Consider the following 23,160-nt stretch of genomic DNA (forward strand, 5'->3'; position numbering starts at 1 on the left):
ACGGCACGCCGCCGTGGCGGCGTGCCGTTCAGGGCGTGCCGTTGCTCAGGATCACCAGCGTTCTGGGCTGGCATTCCGCGGTCACCACCGTACCGGGCCCGCCCGGCACCGCGCTAACCACGCCGGCAAACGGCGCTTTCAGCTCGGCATCATTGAGATTCTTTTGCGCAATCGTGCGCCGCGCCATCGCGGACGCCAGCGCGGCTTTCGCCCGCGTGTGGCGCAGCGTGGCGGCTTCGAGCTCGCTGGTCGACGACACAGTGCGGTTGAACAACTCCTCCGCCCGCTCGAATTCGCGCTTGGCATCTTCCTCATCGGCATCCGCGCGCGCATGCTCCGCGTTCGCCTCGTCGAGCAGGGCCTGCAGCACGGTCCTGTCGAGGCGCAGCAGCACCGCCCCTTTCTTCACGCGTTGCCCGGGCTTCACCAGCACCTGTTCGACCACGCCGGATACCCGGGTGGTGAGTTCGACCCGTTCCGCCGCCTGGAGCGGACCAACCGCCCCCACGCAAACTCCGGCCAGTGCGATCGCCACGATGCCTTGCTTCATTGCTGTGCTCCCTGCTGTGCTTCCTTAACAAAGGGCGGCAGGCTGCCGCCGGACAATGCTTCCAGCCGGGCCAGCGCCAGCGCCAGCCGGTATTCCATCTGCGTGCGCCGCAACTGCGCCGCCTGGGTTTCCGCCATGCTGCTGCCCAGCGTGGTTTTCAGTTCGAGCTCGTACTCGGCGCGTGCGCGTTCCAGCGCCCAGTCGCGATATTCCACCTGCTTGTCGGCCGCCGTGATGCCGCTGTCACGCAACCACTGAATCTCCTGCAGGGTGTCGAGCAGGGTGTCGGCCAGATCGAGCCTGAGTTTTTCCAGTTCGGCGGCGCGACGGTCCTTCTGCGCGAGCTCGCGCGCCACCCGCGCATCCACGCGCGCGCCCTGATAGAGGGGGATATTGAAGACCAGCCCGGCGCTCAGTTCATCGCGGGTGGTCGATTCGCGGCTGTAGCCGCCGCCGATCACTTCGGCATCCAGCACCGGATTGCGCTCGGCGCGTATCGACGCGAGCCGCGCATCCGCCGCCGCCAGCTGCGCCTGCAGGATCTGTACACGCGGATTGTGCTGCATCACCCACGGCAGCAAGGTATCGTAGTCGGGCACCGGCCGCGCGTTGCCCGGCAGCGCCGGCACCGCAAGTTCGGTCGGCAGCGTGTCGGGGCGATGGATGGCGTGCGCAAGCTTCTGGCGGGCGCTGCGCATGCGCTGCTGGCTGGCATTGCGGCGTTCGCGCCAGTCCTGGAAGAAGGCCTCCAGCCGCAGCAGCTCGGGGCGGCTTCCGACCCCCAGCTCAAAGCGCTCGCGCGCCTTGTCCCAGTCGAGAAAGGCCACCGTCATGAACTCGTTTTCGGCGACGTATTGCTGGTCGGCGAGCAGCACATCGAAGTAACGCGCCATGATGTCGATGCGACGCAGGCTTTCGACATTGAGCAATGCCGCCTGGCGTGCAGCGATTTCCTGGTCGGCGGCGACAACGGCCTGGCCGGTTCGGCCGAAATCCAGCAAGGGCTTGCGGGCGACGATACGGCCGACGTTGTCGGGTTTCCAGTCGCCGTCCGGGCGCCGTCCGGTGCGCACGGCGCCATCCAGAAACAGGCTGAAATCCTGCCGGCTGGACGCAAGTTCGCGGTCGGCGCGCGACAGCGCCAGATCGCTTTCGGCCAGGCGCCGGTCAGGGTGGGCGGCTGACACCGTCGCCAGCGCTTCGTCCAGCGTCAGACGCGCCGCGCCCGCCGGGGCGGACAGGGCGCACGCCAGCACCACGCTCCAGGCGACGCGCCTCATTTACCTTGCTTGTATTTGATGAAGGGCTGGGTGGCATAGGCGCCTTCGCTGACATAGCGGCCCAGCAACAGGAACTCGGCCTTGTCCTTGACCGGCCCGGTATGACGCGCCAACACCTTGCCGTCGAGATCGAAGAACATCATTACCGGCGTGGCGCGCACGCGGTGGCCAAAGGCGAATGCCTTTTCGGTGGTGACCTTGCCCTGAAAATCGGTGAGTTCGGTATCGCCGTTGACGTCGATCGGGTAGAGCAGGAATTTCGCGCGGAAATCGTCCTGCACCTCGGCCTGGTTGAGGATGGTGGTTTTCATGCGCTCGCAGAACGGACATTCGTCCATTTCGAAGAACAGGAAAATGCCTTTCTTCCCTTGTTTCTTCGCTTCCTGCAAATCGGCCTGCAGGTCGCCGAACTTGGGCTGGAAGAAATGGGTCATCGGGTCGCGCGTTTCCGCCCAGGCGGGCACGGACAGCAGCAGGAACAGTGCAATCAAGAACGAGCGCATGGGTTCTCCTCGGTAAGCAGATTATTTCTTCGGGCGGGGGGCCTTGGCGATATAGCTTTCCACCGCAGCCCGCGTGATCGCCCCCACCTGCTGGGCAACCATTTTACCCTCCGGGTTATACAAATAGGTGGTCGGCAGGCCCTGCATCGGGCCGATCTGGCTCACCACCTTGGCATTGCCCAACACGATCGGGTAATTAACGAGCAGCCCTTCGGCAAAATCGATCACCTGCTTGGGATCGCGATAATCCAACGCCACGCCGATGACCACGAGATTGTTTTTCTTGTCCTCGTGCAGGGCGATCAGGTCGGGAATTTCCTCCAGGCAAGGCGGGCACCAGGTTGCCCAGTAGTTCACCAGCACCCACTTGCCCTTGTAGCCGGACAGCGTGTGGACCTTGCCCTTGGTATCGGTCACCCTGAAATCGGCCGCCTGCGCCCACGTCACCGTCAAGGCCAACAGCAGCCCGGCCAGCCACATCGGATAAACTTGCCTACCTTGTTCTATCTGCATTGGTTTTTTCCATTATGAAAGCATTCCGCACTGAGAAAGACTCGCTCGGCGAGGTCCAGGTTCCCGCAACCGCGTGGTATGGCGCACAGACCGTGCGTGCCGTGGCCAATTTTCCCATTTCGGGACGTCTTCCGGATAAGGATTTCGTACTAGCGCACGTGCGCATCAAACTCGCCGCCGCACACGCCAACTGCCAGCCGGGCTGGCTGCCTGAAGAAAAACGCGACGCCATCGCCGCCGCCTGCGAAAAAATCCTCGCCGGCGAATACAGTGACCAGTTCGTGGTCGACCGCTTTCAGGCCGGCGCCGGCACCAGCCACAACATGAACAGCAACGAGGTGATCGCCAACCTCGCCAACGTCGCACTCGTCGGCGAAAAGGGCACGTACAAGCCGATCAACCCCAACGACGACGTCAACATGGGGCAGTCGACCAACGACACCATCCCCACCGCGATCCGGCTGGCCGTGCTGGCCAAGCTGCCGCGCCTGACCGCTGCCGTGCATGCGATGGCGTCGGAATTCTCGCGGCTGGCCGAACGCGAAAAAGACACGGTGAAATCCGGCCGTACCCATTTGCAGGACGCCGTGCCGACCACGCTGGGGCAGGAGTTCGCCGGCTATGCGTGGACCCTGACACGCTGCGCGTCGAGCCTCGACGCGGTGCGGCCGGCACTGTGCGAAATCGGGCTCGGCGGCTCGGCCGCCGGCACCGGCCTCAACACCTCGCCCGATTACCCGGCACGCGCCGCCGCCGAACTCGCCAAGCTCACCGGCGAACCGATCAAGGTCGGCCAGCTGGTCGCGCAGATGCAGTCGATGAACGACCTCGCGCGGCTGTCCGGCGAGATCCGCAACCTCGCGCTCGAACTCACCCGCATTTCCAACGACCTGCGCCTGTTGGCTTCGGGCCCACGCACCGGTCTTGGCGAAATCCAGTTGCCGCCGGTGCAGCCGGGCTCTTCCATCATGCCCGGCAAGGTCAATCCGGTGATGTTCGAAATGCTGAATCAGGTCTGCTTTCAGGTACTGGGGCAGGACGCCGCCGTGTCCTACATGGTTCAGGCCGGACAGATGGAACTCAACGTGATGATGCCGGCGTTAGGCAGCGCGCTGTTCGACGCGATGGACTGGCTGACCAACGCGATGAACGCCGCCACCGAGAAGAATCTCAAGGGCATTGTCGTCAACCGCGAACGCTGTGCCTTCTTCATCCACCAGAGCGTCGCGCTCGCCACCCTGCTCAACACGCAGATCGGCTACAACCAGGCCGCCGGAGTCGCCAAGGAATCGGAAAAGTCCGGCCGCCCGGTGCGCGACATCGTCGCCGAACGCGGCCTGATGAGCGCCGGCGATTTCGACGCGCTGGTGTTGCAGGCGGCGCATGGCGTGGGGAGCGGGGGTGGCGCGGGTTAAGGCTATTGGGCGAGCAAAAGGCAAGCCCCAACCGCACGGTGTCCTTGCTGACTACTGAAATGAAAAAAGCGCAGTCCCCTGCGCTTTTTTGTTGGTGGTCAGTAATTCAAGACCGCGCTTGTTTACGGCGGCGGCGCGTAACCATTGCCCCAACTAGGCCCAAGCCAGACAACATCATGCCGTAGGTGGAAGCCTCAGGCACAGTGGTGACGGTGCCTTCCAGCACCCACTGAGTAGTAAAGGCAGAGTAACTAAGCGAAGGGTCGTCAGCCGACGTTATGTCATGGCTGAATGACATACGATAGGCATAGGTGTTGGCGCCCGTCTTGATGAGGTTCTGCACAACCGGAGCGACATCGGGCGACAGAGCGAAGTTGAGAAATCCGCCGTAGTAACCAGCCCATTCCATGTCTGTAATGATCAGATCAGCGCCATTAAGAACCGTACCGATTGCTGCCGCATCAGCCGCAGCGCTGGTGGCCCAGGTGATATCGCCCGACCCCGCCACGACGGCACCGCCGACAACTTTCGCATTGAAAGGCTGGAAAGGAGCACCGCCGAATATAAACCCGGTAGTAAATTCCAGGGGCGCGCCGCCAGCCATGTTGATAAAGCCGCCGTTCAGGTCGCCCGACCACAGGCTGGAACCACTATAAGTACCCAGATCGATCGGGCTCTGGCTGAAACGGAAAGCCCCCGACTTACCGTCAGTACCCACGGTGTCATCGCCCAAAGCAGCGGTACCTGCATTGTTGATAGTGTCAGCAATTTGCACACTTGCCACAGTCAATGCATAAGCGCAATTTGTGGCCATCGCCAGCGTGACTGCAACGGCAATTTTTGATTTATTGAATTTCATTTTTCCACCCTCCCTATCAAAGATGATTAAACAACATGACTCCGCAAGGTGTTTGTTATAGAGAAAATTTATAGCATACAAGTTTGTGCATCGCATCATTCGAATGCCTTAGCGAACCTAGACGACACCCTATGCAACCGGTGGGATAATGCCCGCCTTTACCAGACACACACACGCCATGCCAATCCAGTGGTTCCCCGGTCACATGACCACCGCGCGCAAGAAAGCCGCGGAGACGATGGCGCAGATCGACGTGGTGGTCGAGGTGCTCGACGCGCGCCTGCCGGAAGCCGGCAGCAACCCGATGATCCACGAGCTGCGCCTGCATCGCCAGCGCTCGTGCCTCAAGCTTTTGAACAAGGCCGATCTGGCCGACCCCGAGGCGACCCGTGCCTGGCTCGACTACTTCAATAAGCAGCCCGGCGTGCTGGCGGTGGCGATCTCGGCCAAGAAAGCATCCGACGTGGCGAAGCTGCCGGCGCTGGCGCAAAAGCTGGCGCCACACCGCGACGACACCTTCAAGCCGCTGCGGCTGATGATCATGGGCATTCCCAACGTCGGCAAATCGACGCTGATGAACACCTGGGTCAAGCGCCGTGTCGCGGCGGTTGGCGACGAACCCGCCGTGACCAAGTCGCAGCAGCGCATCAACCTGTCGCCGCGGCTGATCCTGGTCGACACGCCGGGCATGACCTGGCCGAAGATCGAGCACGATGCCGACGGCTTCATGCTGGCGGCGAGCCACGCGATCGGCCGCAACGCGGTGATCGACGAGGAAGTGGCGGTGTTTCTGGCGGGCATCCTGCTTGAACGCTACCCGGCGCTGCTGAAGGCACGTTATGGATTTTCGCTCGAAGGGCTGGATGCCACCGGGGTACTGGAAGCGGTGGCAAAAAAACGCGGCTGCATTTTGAAGGGCCGCAGCGGCGAACTCGATCTGGAAAAAGCCGCGATGATCCTGTTGACCGACTATCGCAGCGGCACGCTCGGCCGCATCAGCCTGGAAACCCCGGCGACGCGCCAGGCGATGCTGGCGTCCGCTGCAGGCAAACCCGGCAAAACCGACAGGGCTCAGCTGGACGCGGCCGAGTAATCAGGCGCCGCGCCACGCGGCGACATCGAGCCAGGCGACGGTTTCCGCTTTTCCGTGCACCGCACTCACCGGCAGCCGCTCACCGTGTTGCCAGCGCACCAGCGCTGCGTGCTTGCTCGCGCCGGTGATCACGAACCAGAGCCTGGCGCTGCGTTTCAGGCGTGCCGCCGACAGGCTCACGCGCTCGGAAGGCGGCTTGGGCGCGTCGTACACGGCAAGCACATCCGGGCTTTCCGGCTGCGTGCCCCAATCGTGTCCGGGAAACAGGCTCGCAGTGTGGCCATCCTCGCCCATCCCGAGCAGCACGACGTCAAAATCAGCGACACGCTCGAGCCAATCCGCATAGACCGCTGCGGCTTCAGCCGCGCCGTACTCGGCGGGCATCGGCCAGCGCTGCGCTTCCGGAATGGCCGACTTCCCAAGCCAGGCGGCCTCGGCCATGGCGCTGTTGCGCTCGGGGTGGTCGGCAGCCAGGCAGCGTTCGTCGCCATACCACACGTGCCAGGCGGCATCGCCGACGCCACGGCGCGCAAGTTCGGCGTACAGCGCGCGCGGCGTACTGCCGCCCGCCAGTACAAGGTGAAACGCACCCCGCGCCGCGATGGCGGCAGCGGCTTCGGCGCACAGCGCGTCGGCGAGTGCCCGCACCAGCGCGTCGCTGTCCATGAAAATCCGTGTCTGCACCCGCGTCACAGTTCGTTGCGCCAGATCTGGTCGTCGTTGTCGAACAGGCGATTGGCATCCGCCGAGCCCCAGCTGCCGGCGGGATAGGTCGGGATGTATTCGCGCTCGACCGCCCAGTGCTTGAGGATGGGATCGACCACCCGCCACGCCCATTCGATTTCGTCGAAGCGCAGGAACAGCGATCGGTCGCCTTCGATGACGTCGAGCAGCAGCGTCTCGTAGGCGTCGAGCGTCTGCTCGTCGGTCTTCAGAAAACTCGCGTTCATCTGCATCAGCCGCGTGTCCATGTCGAGGCCGGGCTGCTTGACGTGGATTTCCATGCGCATCGATTCGTCCGGCTGGATCGACAGCAGGATCCAGTTGGGGTCGATCGTCTCGAGCGGGGTTTCGCGGAACAGCTGCTGCGGCGGATGGCGGAAACGGATCGCGATCATCGAGGTCTGGTGCGGCATGCGCTTGCCAGTGCGTAGATAGAACGGCACGCCACGCCAGCGCCAGTTGTCGATGTAGAACTTGGCCGCGACAAAGGTTTCGGTGATGGAATTCGGCTCGACATCCTCTTCCTGCTGGTAACCCACCACGGGTTTTCCGGCGATGGTGCCGCGGGTGTATTGCGCGCGCAGTGCATGCGCGTGCACCGCACGCTTGGCAATCGGCCGGATCGAGCGCAGCACTTTCACTTTCTCGTCCTGCAACGCGTCGGCCTCGAGCGCGGCGGGCGGTTCCATTGCGACCACGGTCAGCAACTGCATCAGGTGGTTCTGCAGCATGTCGCGCAGCGCGCCGGCATGATCGTAATAATCGGCGCGGTTCTCGATGCCGATCGATTCGGCCACGGTGATCTGCACGTGATCGATGAAATTGCGGTTCCACAAAGGCTCGATCAGCGTGTTGGCGAAGCGGAAGACGAGCAGGTTCTGCACCGTTTCCTTACCGAGAAAGTGATCGATGCGGTAGACCTGTTCTTCGTCGAAATGCTGGTGCAGCAGGCGATTGAGCATCTGTGCCGACTCAAGATCCTCGCCAAAGGGCTTTTCGATCACCACGCGGTTCAGGCCACGCGGCTTGTTGAGTCCGGCGGCTTCGAGGTTCTGGATCACCGCGCCGAATTCCGCCGGCTTGATGGCGAGATAAAACACCGCGCTCGAACATGCCGACTCGGGCGGCAGCCGTTCGGCCAGCGCCTGGTAGGAGGCAGGGACGTTGAGGTCGCCCTTGAAATAGCTGAAGCGCGCGATGAAGCGCTCGAACACCGGCGTGTCGAGCGAGCCCTTGATCTTGTCCTTGAGGACTTCGCGCATGTGCTCGCGCCAGGCTTCCGTCGTCCAGTCACGCCGCGAAAACGCGATGATCGTCAGCGACTCAGCCAGACGCGAAGCCGCTTCCAGGTGATACAACGCGGGCAGGAGCTTGTTGGACGCGAGGTTGCCGGTCGCACCGAAAATCACGAACGAACACGGCAGATTGTCGGTTGCCGCGTTTTTTCCCAGATTCATCTCAGGCCTCCTTGACGGCGTGGCCGCCAAAGCCCTGGCGCATTTTCGCCAGCATTTTGTTCGCGTAATCGCCTTTGCCCTGGCTGGCAAAACGCATCATCAGGGACAGTGTCATGACCGGCGCAGGGATGCCCTGTTCGATGGCTTCCAGTGCGGTCCAGCGGCCTTCGCCGGAGTCGCCGACAAAGGGCTGAATAGTCTCGAGCGTCTGGTCCTGCTTTAGGAAGTCCGCCGACAAGTCCAGCAGCCACGATTGCACCACGCTGCTGTGGCGCCACAGTTCGGCAATGTTGCTGACATCCAGCTCGAACCCGGGCTTGTTTTTCATCAACGCGAAGCCTTCTGCCAGCGCCTGCATCATGCCGTATTCGATTCCGTTGTGGACCATCTTGACGAAATGCCCGGAACCGACCATCCCGCAATGCAGCCAGCCGCGGTCTTCAGCGGGTGCGAGCTTTTCCATATAGGGCTTGAGCCGGGTCGCGGCCTCCTCGCTTGCGCCGAACATCAGGCAGTAACCGTTTTCCAGCCCCCACACGCCCCCGGACACCCCGACGTCGGAAAACTCGATCTGACGTTCAGCCAGCCAGGCGGTACGACGCTGCACATCCTTGTAAAACGAGTTGCCGCCATCCACCACCAGATCGCCCGGCGCCAGCATCGGCCGCAAGGTTTGCAGCGCGGCCTCCGTTGCATCGCCGGCAGGCAGCATCAACCACACGATGCGCGGCGTGGCGAGTGCATCGACCAGCGCCTGCAAGCTGTCACAGGCAAGATGACCTGTTTCTTCAGACAGCTCTTGCGTCACATCAAAACTGCGGTTGAACAGCGCAATCTGCGCGCCCTTGCGTGCCAGGCGCCGCGCCATATTGCCGCCCATGCGACCCAGTCCGACGATGCCAAATTCCATGCTTGACTCCTTATATTGTGTTTAGGATGTAGGGATGACCGGCGCAGCAATCGTGCCAGCAATGAACCCATGATAGAACGTGAGAATGAAGGGTGCGTGGTGCAAAGCGTGCGCCCTATCGGTGCACCCTGCACGCTAATCAGGCCAACAAACCCGGGAACAGCTTGCCCAGACCGGTTGCGATCATCTCGACCGAAATCGCCGCGATGATCAGGCCCATCAGGCGGGTGACGACGTGAATGCCCGTTTTTCCGAGCCGGCGCGCGATCATCGGCGCGGCGCGAAACGCCAGCCACACCGACAGCGCCACCAGCGCCACCGGGATCAGCAGCAGGCCCTGGTGCAATACATCGCCCTGCGCCGCGCCGGCCGCGACGATGACATGGGTGATTGCGCCCGGCCCGGCCAGCAGCGGAATGCCGAGCGGCACCACACCGACCGCGTCCTTTTCCTCGGCTTCCACGGCCTCGTCCTGCGTCTGTCGCTGCGGGCTGACGTGGGCCTGCACCATCGACAATGCCAGTAGCAACAGCAGCAGCCCGCCCGCCACCGTGAAGGCCTCGAGGCGAATGCCGAAAAACGCCAGCATGGGCTCGCCGAGAAATGTGAACAGCGTCAGCACGCCCAGTACGGTCAGCGCGGCAATCCGCGCCGCAGCGCGGCTTTGTGCCAGGCTGTAGCCCTGGGTGGCGAGGAGGAAAATCGGAATGACGCCGACCGGGTCGACGATGGCAAACAGCGCGAAGGCCGCCTTGACGAGTTCGAGGATGTCCATGCGCACATCATAGCCGCATGGCAGCGCGAATCAGGTGCGGCGGAACACCAGATCCCATACGCCATGCCCGAGGCGGAGGCCGCGCTGCTCGAACTTGGTCAGCGGACGGGTATCGGGGCGCGGCGCGTAATCCATCACGGTATTTTCCAGCAGCGGCTCGGCAACCAGCACCGCGAGCATCTGCTCGGCGTAGTCCTGCCAGTCGGTGGCGAGGTGGACATAGCCGCCGGCTTGCAGACGGCTCGCCAGCAGGCTCACCAGCGGCGGCTGGATCAGCCGGCGCTTGTGGTGGCGCTTCTTGTGCCAGGGGTCGGGAAAGAAGATGTGGATGCCGGCGAGGCTGGCAGGCGCCAGCATGCGGGTCAGCACCTCGACCGCGTCGTGTTGGATCACACGCACGTTGGTGAGCCCGCGCTCGCCGAGCTGCTTCAGCAGCGCGCCCACGCCTGGCGTATGCACTTCGACGCCGAGGTAGTCGTTTTCGGGATGGGCCGCGGCGATCTCGGCCAGGCCCTCGCCCATGCCGAAGCCGATTTCGAGAATGCGCGGCGCCGGGTTTGAATTTGACCCAGCACGGCCGAACGCCGCATCGAGATCAAGCACGGTGGACTGATACGGCAGCATGAACTGCGGCCCGAGTTCGGCCAGCGCACGCGCCTGGCCGGAGCCGACGCGACCGGCGCGCAGCACATAGGAACGGATGCGCGGATGCGCGCCGGTTTCAGTCGTCATGATTTATTTGGCCGCCTTAATTTTTACTGGTAATGAGGCCGCCGGTGGGCGAACTCGGGCTGGCCTGGTAAACCTTCTTCGGCATGCGGCCGGCGAGGAAAGCTTCGCGACCGGCCTCCACCGCCTTCTTCATCGCCGAGGCCATCAGCACCGGATTGCCGGCGCCGGCAATCGCGGTATTCATCAGCACCGCATCGCAGCCGAGCTCCATCGCAATGGTCGCGTCGCTCGCGGTACCGACGCCGGCGTCGACGATCACCGGCACCGAGAGGCGGTCGATGATGATTTGCAGGTTCCACGGATTGAGGATGCCCATGCCGGAGCCGATCAGGCTCGCCAGCGGCATCACCTCGACGCAGCCGATGTCTTCCAGCTGCTTGGCCACGATCGGGTCGTCCGACGTGTAGACCATCACCTGGAAGCCATCCTTCACCAGCACCTCGGCTGCCCGCACGGTTTCAGCCACGTTGGGATACAGCGATTCGGCGTCGCCCAGCACTTCGAGCTTGACCAAAGAATGTCCATCCAGCAGCTCGCGCGCCAGGCGCAGCGTGCGGATCGCGTCGTCGGCCGTGTAGCAGCCCGCGGTGTTGGGCAGGTAGGTGTATTTCGACGGCGGCAGCGCATCGAGCAGGCTGGGTTGGCCGGCGTCCTGGCCGATGTTGGTGCGGCGGATCGCGACGGTGACGATTTCCGCACCCGAGGCTTCGACCGCGAGGCGGGTCTGTTCGAAGTCCTTGTACTTGCCGGTGCCTACCAGCAGGCGGGAGGCATAGGATTTATCGGCGATGATGAGTGGTTCCATATTCAAAGGGGCCAGGAGCTGGGATCTAGGGGCTAGGGGAAAACCGGATCAGCCGCCGCCGACCGCGACGACGATCTCGAGGCGGTCGCCACTGGCAAGCGGCGTGTCGGCATGCTGGCTGCGCGGTACGATTTCACCGTTTTTTTCGATGGCGATGCGTTTCCCCGCCAGATCCAGCGACTCGATCAGTTGGGCAAGGGTGAGCGGTGCAGGGAAGACGCGGGTTTCGCCGTTGATGGCCAGTTCAATCACAACTTCTATCCGGGCATGAGTTTCAGTATGATGCCGAATTCTACCCTGAAGGGCGCAGCGATCGGGCGGGCGTCGTATAGTGGCATTACCTGAGCTTCCCAAGCTCATGAGGAGGGTTCGATTCCCTTCGCCCGCTCCAGTAAACGCAAGACGCGCCTACGCGCGGCACCCGTGTTATCCGACCCTTGTAGCGCACAACCCATGAACACTCCCTCAGCGTCGCCTGCTCCGGCCGAACTGCTGCACGAAACCGACGCACGCATGGCCCAGGCGCTGGAAAACTTCTTTCAGCGCAGCCACGGGCCGATTCAGGATGCCATTCTGCGCGTCATTTCGACCCGGATCACGCCGGAAGCACTCACCGCCGGGCAAGTCTGCCTGGACTGGATCAACGCCTATCCGGAAACGCTCTCCGCCGCCTTTGCCGAGCAGTTCCGTCACCATCTCGAACATCCCGACACGTTTGCACAGACCCAGGACCCCTATCCGGCCGAGCTGCAACTGGTCGACGATGAAGCGCTGCGCCGCCAGCTGGCTGCGGACAAAATCGCCACCCAGCTGACCGAAAACCTGCGTGCCGACATGCTGCTGCTGTTCGGCCGCATGCAGTCGCTGCGGCGGGCTGCGCTGGAAGACGAGACGCAGGCCAATGCCTATGGACCCCAGCCCGTGGTGCGTGCGCTGTCGCATGCCCTGGACACGCTCGACCTCGACACCGCAGCCGGCACGCTGCTTTTGCAGTGTGCACGCGTACCGCTGCAGGACACGCTGAAGCAGACCTACGCCGCAATCAGCCAGTTTCTGGCCGCGCAGGACATTCCCGTCCTGCCGGTCGAGCACATTTTGCCGGCGGCGGCGCCCCGAAAAACGGAAGCTGACGCGGGTCATGACATCCTGGCGCACATCCAGTCCGTCGCTGCGCACGCAACAGCCGGTGGCAGTGGCGCCGCTATGGGAAATGGCGCCGGCGCCGCAGGGATGGCGTCCCGGCCCCTGCTCGACCGCCTGACAGACTGGCCCATCCGTCAGGCGGTCGACCTGGTGACCGACGCGCCGGCACGCCTGCTGCGCCAGCTGCAGAGCGAAGCCCGCAAGGCCGGCACCGGCGCATTCGACCTCGCCGTGCTGGATGCCGTGGCCGGTCTGTTCGATTTCATCCTCGACGACCCGGATGTCTCGCCGCGCTACAAAGCCGCGATTGCGCACCTGCAGATCCCGGCGCTGCGGGTCGCCCTGGTCGCGACCGATTTCTTCAGTGACGACCAGCATCCGGCACGCCAGCTGATCGACCTGACGGGTGCGTTTTCACGGCGCTTTCCCGAGCATGCGCCATCGCACGACGATGCGCTCGGGCAGGTCGAGTCCGCCTGTGCCGCCATCCTCGGCGACCCGGGTCATCCGGTGGATGCGTTTGCCCGCGCCCACCGCGCGCTCGCCGCTTGGCTGGGAGACGAGGAGGCGCGAGCCGAGGCCCGTCTTGCGGCCGAAGTCGCCCAGCTGGAACATATCGAGCGCCAGGAACTGGGCACGCTGCTGGCGCTGGAAAACTTGCAGGACCTGACCGCACGCTATCCCGCGCCGGAATCGGTATTGCGGCGCCTAGAGGCAGCCTGGGTGTCGCACATGGCCGCGCTGTACATGGCCGAATCGGGTGAGGGACCGGCTTGGCGCATAGCCTGCTCGACACTGCTGCAGCTGTTTCAGAGCCTGCAGCCGCCGGACACCGACACGCTGCGCGAATCCCGTCTGCAATCGATTCCACGCATCAACGCGGCCCTGCGCGAAGGGCTGCTGGCGCAAGGTGCCGAGCCGGCGCAATTGAAAAACTTTTTCAGCGCCATCACCGCCACCCAGGAAGCCTGGATCCGCCCTGCGGTGGGACAGCGCGAAGCCACGACCAGCTGTTTCACACCGCGGCAGGTCACGCCCGAGCAGATCGAATCGCTCGCCCGCCAGCGGGAAGACACGCCCGACGACGACGCCCTGCACCAGGCGCAACAGTTGCTGGAAGGTGACTGGGTGGATTTTTCCCCGCCCTATGAAGGCCTGCCGACGGCGCGCGTGGCCTGGGTCGGGGTGCGTGGCTATCTGCTGTTTTGCGACAGTGAGGGCGAGCAGCGCTTTTCCTTCGATTGCGAGCGTCTCGCAGCCGAAATTCGCGCCGGCAGGGCCTCAATTCCGGAGCACTCACTTACCCGAAAAGCCTTTCTGCGTCTGAAGTCCAGCATGGAATCCGTCCCAGACTGAAATATGCCGCGGGCACCGCTCAAGTTTTTTTTCTCAGGGCCGATAGAACAGTTGTGCGGTTGAGTGTCGATTTTCCGGCACGATCGCCGACTACCGAACAGGGCAAACCCGCCGCGAGGCGGGGACGCAAAGTTACCGGTCTCTACCCCTGATGCTGGGCGGCCGAGACAGCGGGACCGCCGGCAGAGCCTCTGTCATGCGCAGCACCCCGTTCCCACGTCGGCCAACCCGCGATACCGCGAGGTGATTCCCATGGAGCGCGAGATGCCAGAAAATTCAGTCGTAGTGAACCTCAACCAGTTTGAGCGTTCCCGCCGTACGCAGCTTTCCGCGGAAATCCTGGCGACCCTGCACGGTTGCCGCGACCTGCTGATCGAAGGCGCTGCCCGCGTGCTGACCCGCCATGCCGAAGGCATGGAAAACGCACTGCTGTCCATGGCCGACCGCTCACCGCTGCTGGAGACGCGCAACAGCTACTACGACGCCCAGCGCGTACTCAACCGACAGGCCAATGAATTGCTCAGCGCCTGCAAGGACGCCTACTGCAAGGGCTTCGACGATTTTGCCCACAACCGCGAGACCCCTGCTGCTGCGGATTCGTTGCTCGAACTGTCGCTGGTGGACGATCACGACTTCGAAATCACCCTCGCAGTCGACAAGGCCACTTCACGCATGCGCTTCAACTGCGCCGAAGAACTGGTCGCACTGGATGCCCGCATCGCGCACCTGCTGGGCCGCTCCGATCTTGCCGAGAACGAAAATCCGCTCGGCCCGCGCGCCCTGTGTCAGGCGCTGCTGGACGGCATCACCCGCATGCAGCTGGACCAGAACGTTCGCGTCGTCCTGCTGAACCAGTTCGATCTGGTGCTGACCACCGAACTCGCGCACATCTATCAGTCCATCAACACGCACCTGATCGATCGCGGCATCAAGCCCGACCTCAAGGTCGGTGCGAAAAGCCGCGGCCAATCCGCCGCGGCCTCCCAGTCCGGTGCAGGCGGCACGGCACAGTCGCTCGCCGGCCAGCCTGCCAATGACCTGTTCAAGCTGTTCGAGCAACTGGCACACGGCACAGGCACAGGCACAGGCACAGGTAGCGGGGGCGGTATGGTGGGCGGGGGCGGAGGGGCGGGCGGCATGGCCGCGGGAGGAATGCCCGGCTTCAGCCTGGTCGATTCGCTCGGTCAGTTGCAATCCGGCTCGGCCATGATGCTGCCCGGCGGGGTGCGCTACGAGTTGCCCCTGCTGGAAGCGGCCACGATGCAGAACGTGCTCCGCAACCTGCAGCAGAGCCCGGTCATGCAGGCCGCCAGCCCGCTCGATGCCGTGCTGGTGGACGCGGTGGCCATGCTGTTCGACGTGGTATTCGACGAGAACAGCATCCCGGATCACCTCAAGGCGCAAATCGGACGCTTGCAGATCCCGGTCCTGAAGGCCGCGATGCTGGATCGCAACTTCTTCCTGCAGCCGAACCACCCGGTCCGCCGGATGCTCGACGCGATCGCCAAGCTGTCCGTCCACCTGCCCGACAACGAAGCCGGCCATGCCCGCCTGGAAGCGATCTCGCACGTGATCACCCGGGTTCTCGACTCCTTCGAAAAGGACATCGCCGTCTTCGGTGATGCCGCGAAGGAGCTCGAAGCCATGGGCGCCGAGCTGGAAGAAACCCTGGAAGAGACGATCGATGTCAGCCTGCAGGAGGACATCGCCCAGATCAAGCAGGCCGAGCGCGCCGAACTCGCGCCGGTGATCGTGCATGACTTCATCAACCGCGCGCTCAAGGAACAACCGGTGGACGAGATCGTGCGTGAATTCCTGCGGCGCGACTGGGCCCAGCTGCTGACCATGGACTTCGTCAATGAAGGCGAACAGGGCGCGCATTTCAACAGTCATGTCGAAACCATGCGCGAGCTGGTGTGGAGCGTACAGCCCAAGTCGGACATGGATGCGCGGCTGATGCTGGTACGCATTCTCCCGGGACTGCTGAAGCGCCTGCGCGAAGGTGTCACGGAAATCGACCTGCCTCAAAAACTCAGCGACCGCTTCTTCGCCACGCTGGTAATTCTGCACGCCAACGCGGTGCGTCCCAATGCCCAGCCGGTGCCGCTGCCGGAGATCACGCCCGAGGAAATCGGCGAATACACCACCCCGCTTGCTGCCGAAGTCGCCGCCCCCGCCGCCGAGGTCGAACCTGCCGCACCCGAAGTTGAGGACGAATTCACGATGCGCGCGCGCGAACTCAACAAGGGCGACTGGGTGGAATTCCACTACGACGACGGCACCTTCCGCTGGGCACGCCTCGGCTGGGCCAGCAGCATCAAGAGCACCTACCTGTTCTCGGACCAGGACGGCATGAACAGCTTCTCCATCAGCGTGAACCGCCTGGCCAGCAAGCTGCGCAGTGGTGAAGCAGTGATCGTGGAACGCAAGTCCATCACCGAGTCTGCGTTCGGCAAGCTGGTCAACCTGTTCCGCCAGAAGCTCGGCCACGCCTGACGAGCGCCCGCGGGCAGCACCGCCGCGCCATTGATTCACCCCTTCACCCCGGTTACCCTGCCGGGGTGAATTCATTTGCATCCCGCATCGTCCGCTGGCAACGGCAGCACGGCCGCCACGCCCTGCCCTGGCAGCACGCGGTAGTCGACGCTGGCGGGCAGGCCACGCGCGACCCCTACCGCATCTGGCTGTCGGAAATCATGCTGCAGCAGACCCAGGTCGCTACGGTCATTCCCTACTTCGAACGCTTTGTCGCGCGCTTTCCCGATCTGCACCGCCTGGCTGCCGCGCATGAGGACGCAGTGCTCGCGCTGTGGAGTGGACTCGGCTACTACAGCCGTGCACGCAACCTGCATGCCGCCGCGCGCGTCATCGTTTCAGCGCATGGCGGAGAATTTCCGGCCGCCCCCGGACAAATCGCGCAACTGCCCGGCATCGGCCGTTCGACCGCCGCCGCCATTGCCGCGCTGGCGTTCGGCCAGCGCGCCGCGATTCTCGACGGCAACGTCAAGCGGGTGCTGGCGCGTCACGGCGGCGTTGCTGGCTGGGCTGGAGACAAGAAAGTCGAGACCGCGCTGTGGCAACTGGCGGAATCGCATCTGCCGCACACCGCCATCGAGGCGTACACGCAGGGCATGATGGACCTCGGCGCGCTCGTCTGCCGACGCAGCCAGCCAGCCTGTTCAAGCTGCCCGGTGCGCACGGATTGCATCGCGTTCACGCAGCAGCGAACCACCGAACTGCCCACGCCCCGTCCGCGAAAAACCCTGCCCGAAAGACAGGTCCAGATGCTGATACTGCTCGACCGCGGCGAACTGATGCTGGAAAAGCGCCCGTCGCGCGGCGTATGGGGTGGCATGTGGAGCCTGCCCGAACTCGCCATGGAAGACGACCCCGCCCGCCACTGCCGCGACCGTTTTGGTTTCACTGCGCAGTCGCAGCAGGCCTGGCCGCAACTCAGCCACAGCTTCACCCATTTCAAGCTGCATATCCTGCCGGTGCGGATGGAGCTTGCGCCGCGTCGCACGACGCTGCCCGGGCAGATCTGGCTGACGCCGGCCGACGCGCTCGATGCCGCCCTGCCGGCGCCGGTGCGCACGCTGGTGAGTCGGCTTGAATACGCCTGATCGCATCCACACGCAGCGACGCGCATGAAAACCGGACATACAAATACGAGCCTGGCTGATTTCGGATGGGGTGCTATACCTAGCCTAAGCGAAGCTTTCCCAGGAAAAGCCATGAACCCCGGTACCGCTATTTTCGACCCCGACGGTTTTCTGATCGACCCCGCCATGTGGAGCGAGAGCCTTGCCGGCCAGGTCGCGCTGAATGACGGACTCGGACAACTCAATCAAGAACAGCTGACCCTGCTGCACACCTTGCGGCGCGCCTATGCGCGACACGGCAGTGTCACCGCGCTAAGCCATGTCTGCCATCTGGCCGGACACAGTGCCGACTGCATGCAGCATCTGTTTCCAGGCGCGCGCGAGGCGTGGCGGATTGCAGGGCTGCCCAATCCGGGCGAGGAAGCCAAGGCGTATCTGTAAGCCCGCCCGCCGCGGTCAATCCAGCGGCGTATCGATGTAGGCCCTGCCCTGCGGACACCCTGAGTTGTAATGCCGCACACCCGCCCGGGTGTAGGCGATCGGCTGTCCCGGCGCGCCGGTTGCCGGATCGCGCTCAAAGTAAATCCGCACTTCGCGCAGCATCGGCCGACGCTTGGCGGGGTCGGGGGTACGCGGCGTTCTGCAGTCGAAACTTACCGCATCCTTCAGTGCCGGATCGGCTTTGGCCAGGGTTTCTCGCAGAAGGGCCAGGCTGACTTCGCGTCCCGAGTGTCGCGCAATTTCGCCGCCGATGGCGCGGTTGACGCGTTCGGCCAACGCCGCCGACGCAGCAAAGTAGCCGGCCTCGTCGAGCCCCGAACAGCTGCCGTGCTTGGCCCACTGGTAGCGGTCCAGGCAATCGGCCGCGGCCGGCATCGTGCGCGCCAGTTGCGCACGTGTGGCCGCCGGCAGCCTGAGCGGCGGCAGGCTGCAGAACGCGCCGCGCGTCTCGCCGCCACACCAGGCGGGATGTTTGCGGTCGAGACGATTCGGCCACAGCCCGTGCAGGGTCAGCGGCATCGCGATAAAACCGGCTTCGGACAGCGCCCGGCATTGCGCATAGCCCTGCTTGCGCTGCGGCGCGTCCTCACAGAATGCCGGCGCCACCGCGAGCGCCAGCAGGTAATAGTCGTAATCGACGCGTGCCGGCTCGGCGCAGCCGGCCAACGGCGTCAGCAACAGTGCTGCCAGCCATCCTTTCCATTGCATGTTCAGTCCCCCCCGTACAGCCCGATCGTGCCATAAACCGGGGGCCGCGACGCTGCCGGATTCCGGTAAAATCGGTGTTTTCCATTCGTTAAGAGATTTTTCACCATGTCCATGGCCGACCGCGATGGCGTCATCTGGTACGACGGCAAGCTCGTACCCTGGCGCGACGCCACCACCCACGTCCTCACCCATACCCTGCACTACGGCATGGGCGTCTTCGAGGGCGTGCGCGCCTACAAGGCCGAACAGGGCACGGCGATCTTCCGCTTGCAGGAACACACCGACCGGCTGTTCCGCTCCGCCCACATCCTCGGCATGAAACTGCCGTTCGACAAGGCGACGATTTCCGAAGCGCAGCGCACCGTGGTGCGCGAAAACAAGCTCGAATCCGGCTACCTGCGCCCGATGGCTTTCTACGGTGCGGAAGCGATGGGCATTTCGGCCAAGAACCTGTCGGTACACATCATCGTCGCCGCCTGGCCGTGGGGCGCGTATCTGGGGCAGGAAGCACTGGACAATGGCATCCGCGTCAAGACCAGCTCGTTCTCCCGCCACCACGTCAACATCACCATGTGCAAGGCCAAGGCCAACGGCAACTACATGAACTCCATCCTCGCGCACAAGGAAGCCGAGATGGACGGCTACGACGAGGCACTCTTGCTCGACGTCGACGGCTTTGTCGCCGAAGGCTCGGGCGAAAACGTGTTCATCATCCGAAACGGCAAGCTCTACACGCCCGACCTGACCAGCGCGCTCGAAGGCATCACCCGCGACACCATCGTGCAGCTGGCCGGTGAAATCGGCCTGCAGGTGGTCGAGAAGCGCATCACCCGCGACGAGGTGTATTCCGCCGACGAGGCCTTCTTCACCGGCACCGCGGCCGAAGTGACGCCGATCCGCGAGCTCGACAACCGCGCGATCGGCGAAGGCACGCGGGGCCCGCTCACGGCCAAATTGCAGGCGATGTATTTCGACTGCGTGCATGGCCGCGCCGCAGCCCACACCGACTGGCTCACCCCGGTCAAGTAAGCGAGACCCGCATGAGCGAACGGCCCGACAACACCCAGCGCGTCATCGAAGTCAACGAAGGCGATCTGCCCCTGCACTGCCCGATGCCGCAGCACGCCGACTGGAATGCGCACCCGCGCGTCTACCTGCCGATCGAATCGCGCGGCGATGCGCTGTGCCCGTATTGCGGCACGCTCTATCGGCTGAAGGGCAAGCCCAGCGGCAGGCATCACTGACCCCCCAGGCCCCGAGCGGGCCGAGTGGATCCACGACATTGCCTGCCCCGCGAAATGCGGGGCCCTTCAACCCACGCAAGCGCCAAGTCCGAATACTCCATGTCTGAACCCGCCACGTCCGCGCCCGCCTTTCCCACACCCGAAGCTGCAGAAGCCGCGTTCTATGCCGCTTTCGAGGCGCGCTCGCTCGACGCCATGATGGCGGTCTGGGGCGACGACGACAGCATTGCCTGCATCCATCCGATGGCCGCGCCGTTGAACGGACGCGCCGCCGTGTCCCTCGGCTGGCACAGCATGTTCGAAGCGGCCGAGCAGTTTCGCGTGCAGGTCGAACTCGCGCATGCGCTGCGCGCGACAGACCAGGTGATCCGCATCGTTCGCGAACACCTGATCATCGGTCAGGAAACCGAGCCGCGCCCGCCGATCCTGGCGACCAATGTCTATCGCAGGGACGCCGACGGCTGGCGCATGGTGCTGCACCATGCCTCGCCGCTCCACGTCGGTGGCACGCCGCCGGCGCGCACCCCGCCCGTCGTGCTGCATTGAGCAGCCGTTGACGCACGCCGCCGCCCCCGCCGACTACCGCGCGCCCGCCTGGCTGCCCGGCGGCAACCTGCAGACCATCTACGCCAACCTGTTGATCCGCGTCCCGCAAGTCGCCTACCGGCGCGAGCGACTGGAATTGCCGGATGGCGATTTCCTCGACTTCGACTGGGCCGACGGCGCGCCCAACACCCCGCAGGACGCCGATCCACTGCGCACCGAAATGCGTGGGACAGCTACCCCCGTGGTGGTGCTGATCCACGGTCTGGAGGGCAGTGCCAAAAGCCACTACGCGCGCGGCCTCATGTCCCATGTCGGCACGCGCGGCTGGCACGGCGTGGTGGCGCATTTTCGCGGCTGCTCGGGCGAAGACAACCGGCTGCCGCGCGCCTATTTCGCCGGCGACAGCGAAGACGTCAAACGCATGCTGCGTCACGTCAAGTCCCGCCATCCCGACGCGCCGCTGTATGCCGTTGGCGTCTCGCTCGGCGGCAACGCGCTGCTGAGATGGCTGGGCGAACAGGGCGATGCCGCGTGCGCGCTGGTCGACCGCGCAGCCGGCGTGTCCGCGCCGCTCGATCTGACGGCGGCCGGCAGCGTGCTTGACCGCGGTTTCAATCGCCGCTTCTACACTGCACGCTTTCTTTACACGCTGCGGGCCAAGTCCTTGCGCAAGGCCGCGCGCTTTCCCGGTCTGCTGGATGCGAAGGCCATCGCAGCGGCCACCACCTTCCGCGAATTCGACACCCTGGTCACCGCGCGGCTGCATGGATTCCGCGATGCCGACGATTACTGGCTCAAGGTCTCGTCCAAGCCCGTACTCAAATCCATCGCCGTGCCCACCCTCGTCCTCAATGCGAAAAACGACCCCTTCCTGCCGGCGTGGGCCTTGCCGACCGCGGCCGACGTCTCGCCCGCCGTGACCCTCGACCAGCCCGATACGGGCGGCCATGTCGGCTTTCCGTCCGGACCCTTCCCGGGCCGCCTCGACTGGCTGTCGCAACGGCTGTTGCAGCACTTCTCCATCCAGCACGGTTAGAATCCGGACATCACATACAGGGAGTACGTTGTGGAATACCCCAAGGAAATTTTCAAGGCCTACGATATCCGTGGCATCGTCGGCAAGACCTTCACCGCCGAGATCGTCGAGGCCATCGGCCACGCCATCGGCTCCGAAGCCGTCGCACGCGGACAGAAGGAAATCTGTATCGGCCGTGACGGCCGCCTGTCCGGACCCGACATGGCTGCGGCACTCGCGCGCGGCATCCAGAAGGCCGGCATCGGCGTGGTCGACCTTGGCATGGTTGCCACCCCGATGACCTATTTCGCGGCGTATCAACTGAACACCAACAGCGCGGTGATGGTCACCGGCAGCCACAACCCGCCCGACTACAACGGCCTGAAAATGGTGCTCGGCGGCGAAACCCTGTCGGGAGACACCATCCAGAAGCTGCGCGAGCGACTGCTCAACAACGACCTCGCGCATGGCAACGGTGGCTACCGCAAGCATGACATCGCCGGCGAATACCTCACCCGCATCGTCTCCGACGTCAAGCTCACGCGTCCGATGAAAATCATCGTCGACTGCGGCAACGGCGTGGCCGGCGCGTTCGCACCCAAGCTGTATCGCGACATGGGCTGCCAGGTCGAGGAATTGTTCTGCGAAGTGGACGGCAACTTCCCCAATCACCATCCCGACCCCTCGCAGCCGAAGAACCTGCAGGACCTGATCGCCGCGCTGAAAACCAGCGACGCCGAAATCGGCCTGGCCTTCGATGGCGACGGTGACCGTCTCGGCGTCGTCACCAAGGACGGCAGCATCATCTTCCCCGACCGCCAGCTGATGCTGTTCGCCGACGACGTGCTCTCTCGCAACCCCGGCGCCGAAATCATTTTCGACGTCAAGTCGACGCGCAAGCTGTTCGGCTGGATTCGCGAGCGCGGCGGCCGCCCGCTGTTGTGGAAGACCGGCCACAGCTTCATCAAGGCGAAGATGAAGGAGACCGGCGCATTGTTGGCGGGCGAAATGTCCGGCCACGTGTTCTTCAAGGAACGCTGGTTCGGCTTCGACGACGGCCTCTATGCCGGCGCGCGCCTGCTCGAATACCTGTCCAAACAGGCCGACATCAACGCCACCCTGCACGGCCTGCCCGACACGCTCAACACGCCCGAGCTCAACATCAAGATGGCCGAGGGCGAGCATTACACGCTGATGGATACGCTGCAGAAAAACGCGCGCTTTCCCGACGCGCAGGAAATCATCACGCTCGACGGCTTGCGCGTCGAATACGCCGACGGCTTCGGGCTTGCGCGCCCGTCCAACACCACGCCGGTGATCGTGCTGCGCTTCGAGGCCGACACCGCCGAGGCGCTGGAACGCATCCAGGCCGACTTCCGCCGCGTGATCCACCAGTCCGCACCCGAGCTCAAGCTGCCGTTCTGAGCGTC

General features: G+C 64.1%; 24 protein-coding genes, 1 tRNA gene and 1 riboswitch. Of the genes, 12 read left to right on the forward strand and 13 right to left on the reverse strand.

The features are described from left to right. Positions 1-28: 28 nt before the first annotated feature. Genes Q8R61_RS06290 through Q8R61_RS06305 form a run of 4 tightly spaced genes read right to left on the reverse strand, consistent with a single transcriptional unit; the run spans position 29 to position 2,846 of the window. Positions 29-550: an efflux RND transporter periplasmic adaptor subunit gene (locus Q8R61_RS06290; RefSeq protein WP_305535347.1), complete on the reverse strand. Its 522-nt coding sequence runs from the start codon at positions 548-550 to the stop codon at positions 29-31. Beyond that, complete coding sequence (locus Q8R61_RS06295; RefSeq protein ID WP_305535349.1) at positions 547-1,830, reverse strand: TolC family protein; 1,284 nt, start codon at positions 1,828-1,830, stop codon at positions 547-549. The genes Q8R61_RS06290 and Q8R61_RS06295 overlap by 4 nt, the downstream gene beginning before the upstream one ends. After that, a complete protein-coding gene (locus Q8R61_RS06300) occupies positions 1,827-2,333 on the reverse strand; it encodes a thioredoxin family protein (RefSeq protein ID WP_305535351.1) in 507 nt (168 codons plus the stop codon). The genes Q8R61_RS06295 and Q8R61_RS06300 overlap by 4 nt, the downstream gene beginning before the upstream one ends. Before the next feature lie 21 nt (positions 2,334-2,354). Continuing rightward, positions 2,355-2,846 carry a TlpA disulfide reductase family protein gene (locus Q8R61_RS06305; protein ID WP_305535353.1) on the reverse strand — a complete coding sequence of 164 codons (492 nt, stop codon included), beginning with the start codon at positions 2,844-2,846 and terminating at the stop codon, positions 2,355-2,357. Between the two features lie 14 nt (positions 2,847-2,860). Between Q8R61_RS06305 and Q8R61_RS06310 the strand changes: the two genes are divergently transcribed. Then, entirely contained in the window at positions 2,861-4,261 is a 1,401-nt protein-coding gene (locus Q8R61_RS06310) for an aspartate ammonia-lyase (protein WP_305535355.1), read from the forward strand. Positions 4,262-4,367: 106 nt separating this feature from the next. Here Q8R61_RS06310 and Q8R61_RS06315 read toward each other — a convergent pair whose 3' ends face one another. Beyond that, positions 4,368-5,120, reverse strand: a complete 753-nt coding sequence (locus Q8R61_RS06315; protein WP_305535357.1) for a PEP-CTERM sorting domain-containing protein — start codon at positions 5,118-5,120, stop codon at positions 4,368-4,370. A 178-nt stretch (positions 5,121-5,298) separates the two neighbouring features. On the opposite strand from Q8R61_RS06315, the gene ylqF reads away from it, so the two are divergent. After that, positions 5,299-6,213, forward strand: coding sequence for a ribosome biogenesis GTPase YlqF (ylqF, locus tag Q8R61_RS06320; RefSeq protein ID WP_305535359.1), 915 nt, complete (start codon positions 5,299-5,301; stop codon positions 6,211-6,213). Here ylqF and pgl read toward each other — a convergent pair whose 3' ends face one another. The 7 genes from pgl to thiS all read right to left on the reverse strand — a co-directional run bounded on the left by pgl (position 6,214) and on the right by thiS (position 11,867). Continuing rightward, positions 6,214-6,879, reverse strand: coding sequence for a 6-phosphogluconolactonase (pgl, locus tag Q8R61_RS06325; RefSeq protein WP_305535361.1), 666 nt, complete (start codon positions 6,877-6,879; stop codon positions 6,214-6,216). It abuts the gene before it with no gap. A 23-nt stretch (positions 6,880-6,902) separates the two neighbouring features. Then, the gene (gene zwf / locus Q8R61_RS06330; RefSeq protein WP_305535363.1) at positions 6,903-8,393 is read right to left on the reverse strand and encodes a glucose-6-phosphate dehydrogenase; all 1,491 of its coding nucleotides are present in this window, start codon (positions 8,391-8,393) and stop codon (positions 6,903-6,905) included. Position 8,394: 1 nt separating this feature from the next. Beyond that, positions 8,395-9,303 carry a phosphogluconate dehydrogenase (NAD(+)-dependent, decarboxylating) gene (gene gnd, locus Q8R61_RS06335; RefSeq protein ID WP_305535365.1) on the reverse strand — a complete coding sequence of 303 codons (909 nt, stop codon included), beginning with the start codon at positions 9,301-9,303 and terminating at the stop codon, positions 8,395-8,397. A 139-nt stretch (positions 9,304-9,442) separates the two neighbouring features. After that, entirely contained in the window at positions 9,443-10,078 is a 636-nt protein-coding gene (locus Q8R61_RS06340; protein ID WP_305535367.1) for a MarC family protein, read from the reverse strand. A gap of 30 nt (positions 10,079-10,108) precedes the next feature. After that, positions 10,109-10,810, reverse strand: a complete 702-nt coding sequence (gene trmB, locus Q8R61_RS06345) for a tRNA (guanosine(46)-N7)-methyltransferase TrmB (RefSeq protein WP_305535369.1) — start codon at positions 10,808-10,810, stop codon at positions 10,109-10,111. A 16-nt stretch (positions 10,811-10,826) separates the two neighbouring features. Then, positions 10,827-11,615 carry a thiazole synthase gene (locus Q8R61_RS06350; RefSeq protein ID WP_305535371.1) on the reverse strand — a complete coding sequence of 263 codons (789 nt, stop codon included), beginning with the start codon at positions 11,613-11,615 and terminating at the stop codon, positions 10,827-10,829. Positions 11,616-11,663: 48 nt separating this feature from the next. Further along, the gene (gene thiS / locus Q8R61_RS06355) at positions 11,664-11,867 is read right to left on the reverse strand and encodes a sulfur carrier protein ThiS (protein ID WP_305535373.1); all 204 of its coding nucleotides are present in this window, start codon (positions 11,865-11,867) and stop codon (positions 11,664-11,666) included. A gap of 65 nt (positions 11,868-11,932) precedes the next feature. Between thiS and Q8R61_RS06360 the strand changes: the two genes are divergently transcribed. The 5 genes from Q8R61_RS06360 (at position 11,933) to Q8R61_RS06380 (ending at position 18,157) form a co-directional block, all read left to right on the forward strand. Next, positions 11,933-12,006, forward strand: a tRNA-Gly gene (locus Q8R61_RS06360). A 62-nt stretch (positions 12,007-12,068) separates the two neighbouring features. Further along, on the forward strand, positions 12,069-14,114 hold the full coding sequence (locus tag Q8R61_RS06365; protein WP_305535375.1) for a DUF1631 family protein: 2,046 nt from the start codon (positions 12,069-12,071) through the stop codon (positions 14,112-14,114). A gap of 91 nt (positions 14,115-14,205) precedes the next feature. Beyond that, a riboswitch (cyclic di-GMP riboswitch) is annotated at positions 14,206-14,298 on the forward strand. An 80-nt stretch (positions 14,299-14,378) separates the two neighbouring features. Then, the gene (locus tag Q8R61_RS06370; protein WP_305535377.1) at positions 14,379-16,610 is read left to right on the forward strand and encodes a DUF1631 domain-containing protein; all 2,232 of its coding nucleotides are present in this window, start codon (positions 14,379-14,381) and stop codon (positions 16,608-16,610) included. A gap of 65 nt (positions 16,611-16,675) precedes the next feature. Beyond that, positions 16,676-17,737 carry an A/G-specific adenine glycosylase gene (gene mutY / locus Q8R61_RS06375; RefSeq protein ID WP_305535379.1) on the forward strand — a complete coding sequence of 354 codons (1,062 nt, stop codon included), beginning with the start codon at positions 16,676-16,678 and terminating at the stop codon, positions 17,735-17,737. A gap of 111 nt (positions 17,738-17,848) precedes the next feature. Further along, positions 17,849-18,157 (forward strand): TusE/DsrC/DsvC family sulfur relay protein, encoded by a 309-nt coding sequence (locus tag Q8R61_RS06380; RefSeq protein WP_305535381.1) that lies wholly within the window; start codon positions 17,849-17,851, stop codon positions 18,155-18,157. A 15-nt stretch (positions 18,158-18,172) separates the two neighbouring features. Here the strand turns inward: Q8R61_RS06380 and Q8R61_RS06385 are convergent, their stop codons facing one another. Next, positions 18,173-18,925, reverse strand: coding sequence for a ribonuclease I (locus Q8R61_RS06385; protein ID WP_305535383.1), 753 nt, complete (start codon positions 18,923-18,925; stop codon positions 18,173-18,175). 105 nt (positions 18,926-19,030) lie between these two features. On the opposite strand from Q8R61_RS06385, the gene Q8R61_RS06390 reads away from it, so the two are divergent. The 5 genes from Q8R61_RS06390 (at position 19,031) to Q8R61_RS06410 (ending at position 23,155) form a co-directional block, all read left to right on the forward strand. Further along, positions 19,031-19,954: a branched-chain amino acid transaminase gene (locus Q8R61_RS06390; RefSeq protein ID WP_305535385.1), complete on the forward strand. Its 924-nt coding sequence runs from the start codon at positions 19,031-19,033 to the stop codon at positions 19,952-19,954. 11 nt (positions 19,955-19,965) lie between these two features. Further along, positions 19,966-20,169, forward strand: coding sequence for a zinc-finger domain-containing protein (locus Q8R61_RS06395; protein WP_305535387.1), 204 nt, complete (start codon positions 19,966-19,968; stop codon positions 20,167-20,169). Between the two features lie 99 nt (positions 20,170-20,268). After that, positions 20,269-20,715, forward strand: coding sequence for a nuclear transport factor 2 family protein (locus Q8R61_RS06400; RefSeq protein ID WP_305535389.1), 447 nt, complete (start codon positions 20,269-20,271; stop codon positions 20,713-20,715). A 7-nt stretch (positions 20,716-20,722) separates the two neighbouring features. Beyond that, positions 20,723-21,751: a YheT family hydrolase gene (locus Q8R61_RS06405; RefSeq protein ID WP_305535390.1), complete on the forward strand. Its 1,029-nt coding sequence runs from the start codon at positions 20,723-20,725 to the stop codon at positions 21,749-21,751. 30 nt (positions 21,752-21,781) lie between these two features. Beyond that, positions 21,782-23,155 carry a phosphomannomutase/phosphoglucomutase gene (locus tag Q8R61_RS06410; protein ID WP_305535391.1) on the forward strand — a complete coding sequence of 458 codons (1,374 nt, stop codon included), beginning with the start codon at positions 21,782-21,784 and terminating at the stop codon, positions 23,153-23,155. The last annotated feature ends 5 nt before the right edge of the window (positions 23,156-23,160 follow it).

Origin of the sequence: Thiobacillus sp., assembly GCF_030696885.1 — a bacterium.
In the GTDB taxonomy this organism is placed as follows: Bacteria; Pseudomonadota; Gammaproteobacteria; order Burkholderiales; family Thiobacillaceae; genus Thiobacillus.